Below are 14,122 nucleotides of genomic sequence, written 5' to 3'. Positions count from 1 at the left end.
AAAATCAAAGTTTCTCCGCTTTGCAAAGTCCAGCTTCTATTAAAAAACATGAAGGAGCGAAAGAAGTTTTTTTATTTTTATCATATTTTGCATAACTTAAATAAAGTATATTCTTTGCTCTAGTTACTGCTACGTAGAAAAGTCTTCTTTCTTCCTCTAAGCTTCCCCCCATTCCCATAAGTTTTTGATTAGGAAAACGACCTTGCGCAAGATCTATTACAAAAACAAGATCAAATTCTAGGCCTTTGCTTGCATGAACACTCAATAAACTAACTCCTTTTTCACTGCCCATTTCGCTAGCACCTAGGGTTAAAAAATTATAGTATTTATAAATATCACTATAATTTTTAGCAAGCTCTCTTAAAACGTTTAGTTTGCCTTCTATTTTTTCTAAATTTTCGGTTTTTCGTGTTAAATCAACTTGTCCTGCCTTATTTGTTGCTCTTTTAATAGCAAGTTCTTCGCAAATTTCTCTATAAAATGAATTTTGACAAATTAACTTTACTAAAGCCAAAGAATGCTTCATCTCTATAGCTTCTTTTAAGAAAAAGTAAATTTTTTCTAAATTTTTAGCACATAAATCATTAATTTTTGAAATTTTTAAAACAGGATGAGTATTAAATTCACTTAGTAAATTAAAACGTTTTTCATCCAATAATTCATCTAAATCTCCAAATAGACCAAGTTGATAATTTCTCTTTTGATGATTTTTTAAACTAACACTTTTATCAGGATCTAAAAAACCCTTAATTAAGCTCCCATGTCCTAATTTCAAAAGTGCATCAAAAATTTCTTTTGCTAATACCCCTCCAACTCCTTTGGTATATTGAATTAAATGAATAAAAGCCATAATATCTTTTGGATTAATAACCAAGGCTAAAATCGAATTAAAGGCTTTAACTTCTAAACTTTCAAAAAAACTACCGCTACCTTTTCTACTACTTGCAATCCCTTGCTCTCTTAAGGCCACCTCAATCCCATCAGCACTTGAATTATTTCTAAAAATAACAGCAATTTCTTCTAAATTAACTCCACTTGTAAATATCATTTTTGCAATATTTTTATATTGGTCAAATAATTCCTCAAAAGTTAATAAAGTTGGTGCTTTAAAGTCATCTTTTCTAGTAACAACTAACTCCTTAGGATAAAGTCTTTCATTATTTAAAATGACTTTATTTGCCAAAGCTAAAATACTTCTTGAAGAGCGATAATTTTTATTTAAAGAAAATATTTTTGCATCCTCAAAACGCTCCTTGAAGCTCCCAATAATATTAATATCTGCTCCATTAAAAGCATAAATACTTTGATCATAATCACCCACACAAAACAAACTCTTGCTTTTAAAAGATTCAATCAAAGAGCTTTGTAAAGTATTTGTATCTTGATATTCATCCACCAATATTTCATCAAATTCGTATTTATTTTCTTTCAAAAGTTCTTTTAAATTTAAAAGCAAATCATTAAAATCAACATAGTTAAAACGCTTTTTTTCATTTTCGTATTCTTTGAAAATATCTTCATAAATTTCAGCATATATATTTTGCTCTTCATAATTTTTACAAAACCAAGTAAAAAAATCTTGATCATGTGCTTTGTTTTGAAATAAAGAATATATATCATATAAATAACTTGCTTGATAAGGTTTTATATCGCTTAAATGTCTAAAAGTTCTTTTTTCATAAACACTTCTTAGTAAAGTTTTTAATTCACTAGCTTGTTTTAAAATAATATCTTTGTTTGCATTTTTTAATAAAGTATAAGCTGTACTATGGAAAGTTCCTGCAAGAATTTTATTTGTAATATTTTTGTCAAAAAAAACATTTAAACGACTGATCATTTCTTTACTAGCTTTATTGGTAAAAGTCAAAAGCATTATTTTTTGTGGATCAACACCCTTGCTTAAAAGATAAGATATTCTTGCAACAATAGTAGAAGTTTTTCCTGTACCTGCGCTTGCAATTATTAAATTATGTCCAAAATCAGCAGTTGCGGCTTGATATTGCTCTTCATTTAATCTAGAAAGTGGCATCATACTCCTTAAAAAAGTTAAAATTATAAAAAAAAATGCTTAAAAATACAAAAATTTAAATATTCTTTATATTTGATTATAGTAAAATAAAACAATATTTTTAAAACAAAAATAAAAAGGAAATTAAAAATGAATTTTAAAGTTTTTTCTGTTATTGCTGGAATTTTAATAGCTGTAATTTTAATACTAGGGGGAACGTATTATTATCTTTTTGAATATCCAAAATCAAATTATTCTTATGCTCCAATAAATAATTATGAAACAAACACTCAAACAAATACATATGAACAAAATACTTATTCTACCCGCTCAAATAATAATTATTCAAATAATTCTTACAATACCCCATCTTATCAAGATTATACAAATAATCAAAAGAAAGAAAATAAAGTTGAAAATACCGCAGTCTTAAACAATCAACAAGAGCAAAATATAAGTAAAGAAATTCAAACAAATTCTAATAAAATTAAAGAGCAAAATGCAAGTGTAGTAAATGAAACAGAACTGAATAAAACAACAGAAAAAAAAGTTGAAAAAGTTGAAAATAAAAAAGAAATTACAGAAAAAGAAAAAAAAGCAAAAATAGAAGCTTTAAATAGAGAAATAGAAAGACAAAGAAAAATCCTAGAACAAGAAAAAGCATTGAAAAATAAAACAGGTAAAAATGCTAAAAAACATAATCTTAGTGTTGCACAAGAATATTTAACTATAGGAAAAGATAGTCGCTTAGAACCACAATTAAGCACTGAAGGTATGCAAGTATATATTTTAGATGGAAAATTTTTGAGTGACTATAGAATCAATTTATTAAAAGAAATATTAGATCCTATACAAACAAGTGCTAAAGATTATAATCTAGCTATTTTTGTAAAAATGCTTCCAAAAGGTGAAATGAAACTAACTGTTTATAATAAAGATATTATATTTTCAGATATGAGAAAAGCTTATAAATATATAAGTGTAGATAGAATTAAACCATATATGAATAATCCACAAGAAATCGATAGCCATATAGCACGTGAAGAAAAAATCAAAAAAATTAGCATTCAGATTAAGAAAGAAGGAAAAGGAAGCGAATTTTCCAAACACATAAAAAGTTTAAAAACAGGAGCTAAATTCGCACAATACTTCTTCCCATTCTGTGAAATGGTAGAAATTTCATCTAAATAATTTTTATGACTAAAAAGTAAAGGTTTATATTTAATATGATATATAATAAAGAAGTTGAAGAAGAATACTATAAAATTTGCGAAGAACGTGGATACTTTGAAATAGATGGAAATAAATCCATACAAGAAAAAAATAAAAATTTTTGCATTATGATGCCTCCTCCAAATGTAACAGGAGTGCTTCATATTGGACATGCTTTAACTTTCACTTTACAAGATATAATGACTCGTTATAAAAGAATGGATGGCTACAAAGTCCTTTATCAACCAGGACTTGATCATGCAGGTATTGCTACTCAAAATGTAGTCGAAAAACAACTTCTTGCACAAGGTATTAAAAAAGAAGAATTAGGTAGAGAAAAATTTATAGAAAAAGTTTGGGAGTGGAAAGAACAAAGCGGTGGTAAAATTTTAGATCAAATGAGAACATTGGGCATAACTCCAGCTTGGAGTCGCTTACGTTTTACCATGGATGAAGGTTTAGCAAATGCCGTTAAAAAAGCCTTTGTTGAACTTTATAATAAAAAACTTATTGTTCGCGGAAATTATATGATTAACTGGTGCACCCATGATGGGGCTTTAAGCGATATTGAGGTTGAATATAAAGAAAACAAAGGAAAACTCTATCATATTAAATATTTTTTAAAAGATAGTGATAAATACTTAGTAGTGGCAACTACTCGACCAGAAACTTTTTTTGGCGATACGGCTGTTATGATCCATCCAGAAGATGAGCGTTATAATAAACTTATAGGAAAAGAAGTGGTTTTACCGCTCACTAACAAAACTATCAAGATTATAGCTGATACTCATGTTGATAAAGAATTTGGAACAGGGGTGGTTAAGGTTACACCATCGCATGATATAAATGATTATGAAGTTGGTTTAAGACATCAATTAGATTTTATAACTGTTTTTGATGAAAAAGGTATTTTAAACGAGCATTGTTTAGAATTTCAAGGCTTAGAGCGTTTAGAAGCAAGAGAAAAAATCGTTGCTAAACTTGAAGAATTAGGATTTATAGAAAAAATAGAAGAATATAATAATCAAGTAGGTTATTGTTATCGTTGCAATAATATCGTTGAACCTTATATCTCAAAACAATGGTTTGTTAAAAAAGAAATTGCTAAAGAAAGTATAGAAAAAGTTGCATTAGGTGAAAGCAAATTTTATCCAAATCATTGGATTAATAGCTTTAATGCTTGGATGAAAGATTTAAAAGATTGGTGCATTTCTAGACAACTTTGGTGGGGGCATCAAATTCCTGTATATTATTGCGAATGTTCAAATGAATGGGCAAGTGAAAATACTCCTGAGTTTTGCCCAAAATGCCAGAGTAAAAATTTCAAACAAGATGAAGATGTTTTAGATACTTGGTTTTCTTCTGGACTTTGGGCTATGAGTACTTTAGGCTGGGGGAATGGAAATTGGGGAAAAGATCAAATTTGGTTTGAAAAAGATTTAAAAGAATTTTATCCTAATTCTTTATTGATAACCGGCTTTGATATTTTATTTTTTTGGGTCGCAAGAATGATGTTTCAAAGTACAAATGCCTTAAAAGCTTTACCTTTTAAAGATATTTATTTACATGCCCTTGTTAAAGATGAGCAAGGCAGAAAAATGAGCAAAAGTCTTGGAAATGTAATCGATCCTAATGAAAGTATTAAAGAATATAGTGCAGATATTTTACGCTTTACTTTAGCTTTACTTGCTATACAAGGAAGAGATATTAAACTTAGCAATGATAAACTTTTACAAGTTAGAAACTTTACCAATAAAATTGTAAATGCTGCAAATTATTTGCTTTTAAATGAAAGCAAATTTGAAGATTTAGAGCATATTATCTTAAAAACAAAACTCGCTAAATATATTTTTTCAAAATTTCAAAACTGCGTTAAAAATGTTAGAGAAAATTTAGATAATTATCGTTTTAATGATGCTGCAAATACAATTTATAAATTTTTTTGGGATGATTTTTGTGATTGGGGTATAGAGCTTAGCAAGGCTGAAAAATCAAGCGTAAAAGAACTTGGAAGTATTTTTAAAGAAGCATTAAAACTTTTAAATCCTTTTATGCCTTTTATCAGTGAATTTTTATATCACGAGCTTAGTAATACAAACTTAAAAACCCATCCATCAATTATGATCAGTCAATATCCTAAAATCACTTTGCAAAATGAAAATGATATAGAAAGTACCTTTTCTTTATTGATCGAAAGTATTGTAAGCATACGAAGGGCTAAAAGTCTCATTGATTTAGGAAATTCTAAAATAGAAAAAGCCTACATTAAGCTTAATAATCCTATTTTTGAAAAAGAATTAAATTCATCTATTATATTTATAAAAACTTTAGCTAAATGTGAAAATATAGAATTTACAAATGAAAAATTAAGTAAAGCAATTTGCGATGTAAGTGATAATTTAGAAATTTTTATCACTCTTGATAATGTAGATCTTAGCGGGATTATATCAAGACTTGAAAATCAAAAAAATAAACTTGAAAAAGAAAGCGCTAAGATAAATTCAATGCTTTGTAATGAAAAATTTATAGCCAATGCACCCAAAGAAGTAATTGAACAAAACAAAAATTCTTTATTAAATTTAAAAACACAACTTGAAAAAATATCCACTGAACTTACTAATTTAAGAGGTTGATTTTGATAAAAATAAAAAATTTAAAAAAATATTATGGAAAAGAACTTGTTATTGATGATGTTTCTCTAGAAATTAATAAAGGTGAAATTTATGCTATTGTTGGGCATAGCGGTGCTGGAAAATCAACCCTTTTAAGATGTATCAATGGACTTGAGGATTATCAAAAAGGAAGCTTAAAAGTTTTAGATGAGGAAATTAAAGAATTAAAACAAAAATATCCTAAAAAACTTAGAATACTCAGAAAAGATATAGGAATGATATTTCAAAATTTTGCCCTCATGGAAAGAAAAAACATATTTGAAAATGTTGCCATGCCACTTAGAACGCATTTTTCTCAATGCAAAATTTATTCTAAAATTTTCAATAAAGAATACATGAGCGAAAAAGAAATCAATGAAAAAGTGCATTCTTTACTTGAAATTGTAGGACTTAATCATAAATTTAACTCCTATCCAAAAGAATTAAGCGGGGGGCAAAAACAAAGAGTAGCTATTGCTAGAGCTTTAACTTTAAACCCAAAAATTTTACTTAGCGATGAAGCAACTTCAGCTCTAGATCCTAATACTACTAAAAATATCTTAGAACTTATCAGCAAAATTAATACCGAATTTGGAATTACGGTTGTTTTAGTAACTCATGAAATGGATGTGGTAAAAGATATAGCTCAAAAAGCTCTTTTATTAGAACAAGGAAAGATTATAGGAAGCGGAGCTATTGATGAACTTTTTTTAAAGCCTAATCAAAAAATGAGGGAATTTTTAGGCGAAAGTGACTTTTTACCTGCACATGGATTAAATATAAAATTATATTTTCCTAAAGAAGTGGTAGAAAATACAGTCATCACGCACATGGCTAGAACTTTAGATATAGATTTTAATATAGTCTGGGGAAAAATAGAAAAATTAAACGGCAAAGCTTTAGGAAATTTAGTAATTAATGTTGATCATAAGGATAGAGATAAAGTGCTTAGCTATATAGAAAAAAATGGAGTATTATGGGAGTTTGCATCATGAATGAAGAAAATTTCTTAAGTGCTTTTTTTAATAGAATATCTCAATTTATCTCTGAAATTTCTTGGAAAGATATAAAAGAAGTTGTAACAGACTCTATTTTAACCTTTGAACAAAACTATGATCTTATCTTAAAACCAGCCTTAAATGAAACCATTTATATGAGCTTAATGTCTGTATTCTTTGGTTTTATTTTAGCTATTATACCTGCAATATTACTTGCAATTTGGGATAAAAATGGTATAAAACAAAATAAATTTGCTTATACGATTTTAGATTTTATTATTAATATTTTAAGAGCTTTTCCTTTTTTAATACTTATTGTTATTTTATTACCACTTTCAAAAATAATCGTTGGAACTAGTATAGGAACCGATGCAGCTATAGTACCTCTAGCTATTGGCATAGCTCCTTATTTAGCTAAAACTTTAGAAAGTGCCTTTAAAGAAGTTGATAGAGGGATTATAGAGGCTGCTAAAAGCTATGGAGCAAGCAATATACAAATTATTTTTAAAGTTATTTTTGTAGAATCTTTGCCTAATATTATCAATGGTTTAACCCTAATTCTAATCTTTACTATAGGTTTTTCAGCTTTAGCTGGAACAGTTGGAGGTGGAGGACTTGGCGATATTGCTATTCGTTATGGATATGAGCGTTTTAATAAAGAAATAATGATCCAAACTGTTGTTATTTTACTTATATTAGTTCAAATTATACAAATTTTAGGCAATCTTTTTTATTCTTGGTCAAAAAATAATAAAACCTTAAATATTATTTTTTGTTTAATTATTTTATTTGCTATAAGCATTATATCAAGTCTAAATAATGAAAAAAATTGCATTTTTCAAATTATAATCTGCTTTTTTTTGGTTGCACTATTTATTTTTATATTTATTAAAAATAAAAAATTATTTCATAACTTTTAAGCAAAGTATGAATAAAAATTAGATATAAAAATAAATCATTTATCAAAAAAAGGGAAAATAATGAAAATTAGAATTTTATCGATATTAAGTTTGTTGGGTTTATTTTTAAATTTAAATGCTTTAGAAACTATCAGTGTTGCCGCTACTCCGGTACCTCAAGCTGAAATCTTAGAGCAAATTAAACCTGATCTTGAAAAAGAAGGTTATAAGCTTGTTATTAAAGAATTTACAGACTATGTTTTACCTAATTTAGCTGTAGATAGTGGTGAGGTTGATGCGAATTTTTTCCAACATACACCTTATTTGAAAGAATTTAATAAAAATAAAAATACAAATCTTGTTAAAGTAGCTAGTATTCACCTTGAACCTATGGCTGTTTATTCTAAAAAATATAAAAGTTTAGATGATATAAAAGAAGGGGCGAGCATTGCTATACCTAATGATCCTACAAATGAAAGTAGAGCTTTAGATATCATTGCGCAAAAATGTTTTTTGAAATTTAAAAACAATGGTTTAAAAACTCCTCTTGATATTATAGAAAATCCAAAAAAAATAAGATTTATTGAGCTCAAAGCAGCACAATTACCAAGATCTTTATCAGATGTAGATTTCGCTGTTATTAATTCTAACTACGCTTTATCTGCTAATTTAAACCCTATTAAAGACAGTATATTTATGGAAGATAAAAACAGTCCTTATGCAAATATTTTAGTTGTTAAAGCTGGACACGAAAATGATCCTAAAATAAAAGCTTTAGTGAAAGCTTTACAAAGTGATAAGGTAAAACAATTTATTTTAAATAAATACCACGGATCTGTTTTACCTGCATTTTAATGAAATTATAATGAAAAATCTGTTTTTTATATTTATAATTTTTATAAGTTTAAGCAAGGGAGCGAATTTAGAAGAAATCAAACTCGCTCTTGCTAAAGAAATTACTAATAATTTTCCAAAAATCATCATCACTCAAATTGATTTAAGAAGCACTTCTTTGCCTAAAGATTTTAACCAATATCAATTTTTAAGGATAGCTAATGGACGCTTTGAACAATCTCAAGGCTTTTTAAGAGCGGAATTTAATACCCCTCAAAATATGCAAAAAAATTTATTTTTCCGCTATTTTGTCCAAGGTAATTTGCAAGTTTTAAAAAGTGAAAGAGCTATTAAAAGAGGTCAAAAACTAAGCCCACTTGATTATAGAAGTGTTTCACTTGACTTTGATAAAGTACCTCCAAATGCCTTAGATATTGAAGATACAAATAATCTTATTGCTAAAAATAATATCAATAAAAATACTATTTTAAAAGAAAATATGTTTAAAACTCTCGCATTAATCCGCAGAAATGATCCTATAATAGGAATATTAAGAGATGGAAATATAGATGTTTCAATAGAACTAACAGCCTTACAAAGCGCTAATATAGGAGATAGAATTCGTGCAAAAAATAAAGAAGGTAAAGTAATGCAAGGTATAGTCGTAGGAAAAAATAGGATGATTATACAATGAAAATTTTGCTAGGAATTTCAGGATCAAGTAGCGTTTCATTAGGATTAAGCTTATTAGAAAATTTAGAGAAAAAATGTGAGCTTTACTGCATAATTAGCCAAGGAGCAAAATTAAGTTTTTATGCTGAAACCAAAGAAGATTTAAAAAAAATATGTGATGAAAAATTTAAAAATACACATTTTTTATTGGATTCTGATTTAAGCGCTGGTGTTGCTAGCGGTTCTTTTGGTATAGATAAAACGATTATTGCGCCCTGCTCTATTTCTACTCTAGCTAAAATTAATGCAGGTTTAGCAGATACACTTTTAACCCGCTGTGTTGCCGTAGCTCTTAAAGAAAGAAAAAAAATCATTTTAGGTGTAAGGGAAATGCCTTTTTCCACCATCAATCTAGAACATATGGCAAAATTAAGTCAAATGGGTGTTATTATAGCTCCTCCGATTATCGCAAGCTATTCAAAGGCTAAAAATTTAAAAGAAATGGAAAATTTTATTATTGGAAAATGGCTTGATTTGCTCGAAATTTCTCATACTTTATATCAAAGATGGGAATAATCTAAAAATATTAAAAATATTTTTACTGTTTTTTAAGGCTATTTTCATTATATTTTGAATTTTTGGAGTTGTAATGACCTGTTTATATCCTGGAACTTTTGATCCTATTACCAATGGCCATTTAGATGTAGTAAGACGTGCTCTTAAGATATTTGATAAAATCATTATAGCTATTGCAAAAAGCGATCATAAAAAACCTTATTATAATTTAGAAAAACGTAAAAAATTAGTAGAGCTTGCTACAAAAGGTATTTCAAATGTAAAAATCATCACTTTTGATAATTTGTTAGTAGATTTAGCTAAAGAATTTAAAATAAATACCGTCATACGTGGGCTTAGGGCTGTGAGTGATTTTGAATATGAATTACAAATTGGATATGCAAATCATGCCCTTTGGGATGAAATAGAAACTATTTATTTAATGCCAAGCTTAAAACATGCTTTTATTTCTAGCTCTATAGTTCGTTCTATAGTTACACACGGAGGCGATGTAAGTTCTTTGGTTCCAAAAGAAATTTTACCATTTTTAAAGGATAAAACTTGTATGTAGCATTTGAAGGAATTGATTGTGTTGGTAAAAGTACGCAAATTTCATTATTAAAAAAAATCTATAAAGAAGCTATTTTTACTTTAGAACCTGGTGGAACAAACTTAGGAAAATCTTTAAGAGATATTTTGCTTCATCAAAATTTAAATCTTAAAAAAAGAGCTGAAATTTTACTTTTTTTAGCTGATCGTGCGCAACATTATGAAGAAATTATATATCCAAACAAAAATAAACTTATTATCAGCGATAGAAGTTTTATATCGGGTATGGCATATGCAGTTGATTTTGATGATGAATTGCTTTTTTCTCTTAATTCTTTTGCGCTTGATCATTTTTTTCCACAAAAAATTATATTTTTAAAAGCAGATGCAAATTTGATCAAGCAACGTCTTGGAGAAAAAAATCTTGATATTATAGAACAACGCGGAATAGAATATTTTTTAAATGTTCAAAATAAATTGGAAAATATTTTATTATTTTTGCAAAACAAAATTCAAATAGAAATTTTAAAACTTAATGCAAATCAAACAATAGAAGAATTACATATCAAAATAAAGGAATTTTTAAATGATTAATGCCCTTAAAGGAATGAAGGATTTAACTGATCAAAGCGCTAAATATTATAAAAAAATTATTGAAGTTTGTGAAGATGTTGCACATAATTATGGCTTTGAATTTATCAATACACCTCATTTAGAACAAAGTATTCTTTTTAAAAGAAGTGTGGGTGAAAGCTCTGATATAGTAGGCAAAGAAATGTATGAATTTGTTGATAAGGGAGGTAATGAAGTTTGCATGCGTCCTGAAGGAACTGCTGGGGCTGTTCGTGCATATATTGAGAAAAAATTTGATAAAAATGTAAGTATTAAGCGTTGGTTTTATCATGGATCTATGTTTCGATATGAAAGACCTCAAAAAGGACGTTTGAGAGAATTCCATCAATTTGGCGTAGAAAGCTTTGGTATAAGTAGTGTTTATGAAGATGCAAGTATTATTTTAATGTTGGCTGAAATTTTTTCACGCCTTGATATTAAATTTAAACTTATTATTAATTCCTTAGGCTGTTCAAAATGTTTGCCGCCTTATAGAGAAAAACTTATTAATTATCTTGATAATCAAGAGGGATTTTGCGAAGATTGCAAAAGACGCAAGACTTTAAACCCTATACGCGTTTTAGATTGTAAAAATCCACAATGTCAAAATTTACTTAGTCAAGCTCCACTTTTGGAACAAAATTTATGCCAATGTTGCTTAGATGATTTTACTCTCTTGCAAAATATTTTAAAAGAAAATGAAATCGATTTTACATTAGATTCTAAACTTGTTAGAGGCTTGGATTATTATTCTAAAACAGCTTTTGAATTTATCAGCGATGAAATTGGCGCACAATCAGCTATAGCTGGCGGTGGAAGATATGATAGGCTCATAGAATACCTAGGAGGAAAAAGCGGTTTTGGTATAGGTTTTGCCATGGGCGTAGAAAGAATTATGGCTATATTGGAGCAAAAGGATGAAAAACTACAAAGAGAAGGAATTTATCTTTGTTCCTTGGATGAAGTTTATATTTCAAAAATTTTTAAAATAGCAACTAGGCTTAGAAAAAAATATAAAGTTCTTTTAAGCTATGAGGCAAAAAAACTTGCAAAACATTTAGAAAATGCCGATAAAGCTGGGGCTAAAAATTTTCTTTGTATGGGAGAAAATGAATTTAAAAATGAAAGCTTGTTTTATAAAAATTTAGAAAATAAAGATGAAAAAACTATTAAAATTTCAGATTTGGAGCAGTTTTTATGATGGATTATGGGATTCATATTTGGGGAAATGAAAATTTTATTATTAAAAATGGTAAAGTTTGTATCAATCATGAAAAAAAACCCGCTATTATTGATATCGTAAAAGATTTAAGAAATGATGGCTATAAAGGACCTTTGCTTTTAAGATTTCCACATTTAATTCAAAAACAAATTGAAAATATTTATGGAAGTTTTAATAAGGCTCGTAAAGAATTTAATTACAAGGGCAAATTTAATGCTGTTTATCCTCTAAAAGTCAATCAATATCCTGGTTTTGTTAAAAATCTTGTCAAACTTGGTAAAAAATACAATTATGGTCTAGAAGCTGGTAGTAAAGCCGAACTTCTCTTGGCTATGGCTTTTAACAATGAAGATGCCCCAATAACTGTAAATGGATTTAAAGATAGAGAACTTATCAATATAGGTTTTATTGCAGCAGAAATGGGACATAATATCACCTTAACTATAGAGGGGCTTAATGAGCTTGAAGCGATTATTGATATAGCCAAAGAACGCTTTAAACCTAAACCAAATATAGGCTTAAGAGTGCGTTTGCATTCTGCTGGTGTTGGGATATGGGCAAAAAGCGGGGGTATAAATTCTAAATTTGGACTTACTTCTACCGAGCTTATAGAAGCTGTTAATTTACTTAAGAAAAATAAATTATTAGATCAATTTACTATGATACATTTTCACTTAGGTTCTCAAATTACCGAAATTCATCCTTTAAAAAAAGCTTTAAATGAAGTTGGAAATATCTATACTGAACTTAGAAAAATGGGAGCTAAAAACTTAAAGTCAATCAATCTTGGAGGCGGTTTAGCTGTAGAGTATTCTCAATTTAAAAATGAAAATAGCAGAAACTATACGCTTAGAGAATACGCAAATGATGTAGTATTTATCCTTAAAAATATTGCAGAACAAAAAAGCGATTTAGAACCTGATATATTTATAGAAAGTGGTCGTTTTATCGCAGCAAATCACGCTGTTTTAATCGCTCCTGTTTTAGAACTTTTCTCTCAAGAGTATTCCGAAGATAAACTTTTACTTAAAGAAAAAAATCCAAAGCTTATTGATGAATTATATGATCTTTTTAAAAGCATAAAACCTTCAAGTGCTTTGGAATATTTGCACGATAGTATCGATCATTTAGAGAGCATTTTAACACTTTTTGACTTAGGGTATGTGGATTTGCAAGATAGATCCAATGCTGAAATTTTAACACATTTGATCATTAAAAAGGCTATTTTACTTTTAGGAGATAAGCAAAATCCTACCGATTTACTTGCCATACAAGATGAAGTACAAGAAAGATATTTAGTTAATTTTTCGCTTTTTCAAAGTTTGCCTGATTTTTGGGGATTAGAGCAAAATTTTCCTATCATGCCTCTTGATCATTTAGATAAAGAACCAACAAGAAGTGCAAGTATTTGGGATATTACTTGTGATAGTGATGGAGAAATTTCATATTCTAAAGATAAGCCTTTGTTTTTACATGATATTGATGTAGAAAAAGAAAATTATTTCCTAGGCTTTTTTCTTGTAGGAGCTTATCAAGAAGTGCTTGGAATGAAACACAATCTTTTTACCCATCCTACTGAAGCGATTATTAGCATTGATGAAAAAGGCTATGAAATTAAAGGGATTATAGAAGCCCAATCCATACTCGATACGCTTGAAGATCTTGATTATGATATCCATGAAATTATGGATATACTCAATGAAAGAATTAGTAATTCAAAATTAGTCAGCGAAAAACAAAAAAAACATATCCTAGGGGAGCTTTATTTGTTTTTAAATGATAATGGCTATTTAAAAAGTATCGATGGAAAAGAAAATTAAAAATTTAATTTTCTTTTTTTAATTTATTACCATTTTTCACGCTTTTTATTTTTTTTATTTATTTTTTTATCTTCTTGTCTTAAACCATGT

The 14,122-nt window shown here is 28.0% G+C and carries 12 protein-coding genes; 11 read left to right on the top strand and 1 reads right to left on the bottom strand.

Annotated features, from left to right (window positions below):
• Positions 1-4 precede the first annotated feature (4 nt).
• Positions 5-2,029: an ATP-dependent helicase gene (locus ACD570_RS04605; RefSeq protein WP_337196524.1), complete on the bottom strand. Its 2,025-nt coding sequence runs from the start codon at positions 2,027-2,029 to the stop codon at positions 5-7.
• A gap of 129 nt (positions 2,030-2,158) precedes the next feature.
• On the opposite strand from ACD570_RS04605, the gene ACD570_RS04600 reads away from it, so the two are divergent.
• The 11 genes from ACD570_RS04600 (at position 2,159) to speA (ending at position 14,032) form a co-directional block, all read left to right on the top strand.
• Positions 2,159-3,199 carry a hypothetical protein gene (locus ACD570_RS04600; protein WP_374262340.1) on the top strand — a complete coding sequence of 347 codons (1,041 nt, stop codon included), beginning with the start codon at positions 2,159-2,161 and terminating at the stop codon, positions 3,197-3,199.
• Between the two features lie 38 nt (positions 3,200-3,237).
• The gene (locus ACD570_RS04595; RefSeq protein ID WP_374262392.1) at positions 3,238-5,853 is read left to right on the top strand and encodes a valine--tRNA ligase; all 2,616 of its coding nucleotides are present in this window, start codon (positions 3,238-3,240) and stop codon (positions 5,851-5,853) included.
• Positions 5,854-5,855: 2 nt separating this feature from the next.
• Positions 5,856-6,866, top strand: a complete 1,011-nt coding sequence (locus tag ACD570_RS04590) for a methionine ABC transporter ATP-binding protein (RefSeq protein ID WP_417904167.1) — start codon at positions 5,856-5,858, stop codon at positions 6,864-6,866.
• Positions 6,863-7,789, top strand: a complete 927-nt coding sequence (locus ACD570_RS04585; protein ID WP_417904440.1) for a methionine ABC transporter permease — start codon at positions 6,863-6,865, stop codon at positions 7,787-7,789. The genes ACD570_RS04590 and ACD570_RS04585 overlap by 4 nt, the downstream gene beginning before the upstream one ends.
• 60 nt (positions 7,790-7,849) lie before the next feature.
• Positions 7,850-8,623 carry a MetQ/NlpA family ABC transporter substrate-binding protein gene (locus ACD570_RS04580; RefSeq protein WP_417904166.1) on the top strand — a complete coding sequence of 258 codons (774 nt, stop codon included), beginning with the start codon at positions 7,850-7,852 and terminating at the stop codon, positions 8,621-8,623.
• A 10-nt stretch (positions 8,624-8,633) separates the two neighbouring features.
• Positions 8,634-9,296, top strand: a complete 663-nt coding sequence (flgA, locus tag ACD570_RS04575; protein WP_200281682.1) for a flagellar basal body P-ring formation chaperone FlgA — start codon at positions 8,634-8,636, stop codon at positions 9,294-9,296.
• Positions 9,293-9,850 carry a UbiX family flavin prenyltransferase gene (locus tag ACD570_RS04570; protein WP_337204750.1) on the top strand — a complete coding sequence of 186 codons (558 nt, stop codon included), beginning with the start codon at positions 9,293-9,295 and terminating at the stop codon, positions 9,848-9,850. Before flgA ends, ACD570_RS04570 begins: the two co-directional genes overlap by 4 nt.
• Before the next feature lie 73 nt (positions 9,851-9,923).
• On the top strand, positions 9,924-10,400 hold the full coding sequence (gene coaD, locus ACD570_RS04565; protein ID WP_337199700.1) for a pantetheine-phosphate adenylyltransferase: 477 nt from the start codon (positions 9,924-9,926) through the stop codon (positions 10,398-10,400).
• Positions 10,391-10,972, top strand: coding sequence for a dTMP kinase (gene tmk, locus ACD570_RS04560; protein WP_200281693.1), 582 nt, complete (start codon positions 10,391-10,393; stop codon positions 10,970-10,972). The genes coaD and tmk overlap by 10 nt, the downstream gene beginning before the upstream one ends.
• Positions 10,965-12,191: a histidine--tRNA ligase gene (hisS, locus tag ACD570_RS04555; protein WP_200281696.1), complete on the top strand. Its 1,227-nt coding sequence runs from the start codon at positions 10,965-10,967 to the stop codon at positions 12,189-12,191. The genes tmk and hisS overlap by 8 nt, the downstream gene beginning before the upstream one ends.
• Entirely contained in the window at positions 12,188-14,032 is a 1,845-nt protein-coding gene (gene speA, locus ACD570_RS04550) for a biosynthetic arginine decarboxylase (protein ID WP_200281699.1), read from the top strand. Before hisS ends, speA begins: the two co-directional genes overlap by 4 nt.
• Positions 14,033-14,122: the final 90 nt, after the last annotated feature.

It is taken from the genome of Campylobacter sp. LH-2024 (assembly GCF_048270605.1).
Lineage (GTDB): Bacteria > Campylobacterota > Campylobacteria > Campylobacterales > Campylobacteraceae > Campylobacter_D > Campylobacter_D molothri.
This window is presented reverse-complemented; position numbering and strand designations above follow the sequence as displayed.

Excerpts from the sequence above, each read along its gene's own strand:
- coaD (WP_337199700.1), top strand. The coding sequence starts at position 9,924 with ATGACCTGTTTATATCCTGGAACTTTTGATCCTATTACCAATGGCCAT.
- ACD570_RS04580 (WP_417904166.1), top strand. The coding sequence starts at position 7,850 with ATGAAAATTAGAATTTTATCGATATTAAGTTTGTTGGGTTTATTTTTA.
- ACD570_RS04585 (WP_417904440.1), top strand. The coding sequence starts at position 6,863 with ATGAATGAAGAAAATTTCTTAAGTGCTTTTTTTAATAGAATATCTCAA.
- hisS (WP_200281696.1), top strand. The coding sequence starts at position 10,965 with ATGATTAATGCCCTTAAAGGAATGAAGGATTTAACTGATCAAAGCGCT.
- speA (WP_200281699.1), top strand. The coding sequence starts at position 12,188 with ATGATGGATTATGGGATTCATATTTGGGGAAATGAAAATTTTATTATT.
- ACD570_RS04570 (WP_337204750.1), top strand. The coding sequence starts at position 9,293 with ATGAAAATTTTGCTAGGAATTTCAGGATCAAGTAGCGTTTCATTAGGA.
- ACD570_RS04600 (WP_374262340.1), top strand. The coding sequence starts at position 2,159 with ATGAATTTTAAAGTTTTTTCTGTTATTGCTGGAATTTTAATAGCTGTA.
- flgA (WP_200281682.1), top strand. The coding sequence starts at position 8,634 with ATGAAAAATCTGTTTTTTATATTTATAATTTTTATAAGTTTAAGCAAG.
- ACD570_RS04605 (WP_337196524.1), bottom strand. The coding sequence starts at position 2,029 with ATGCCACTTTCTAGATTAAATGAAGAGCAATATCAAGCCGCAACTGCT.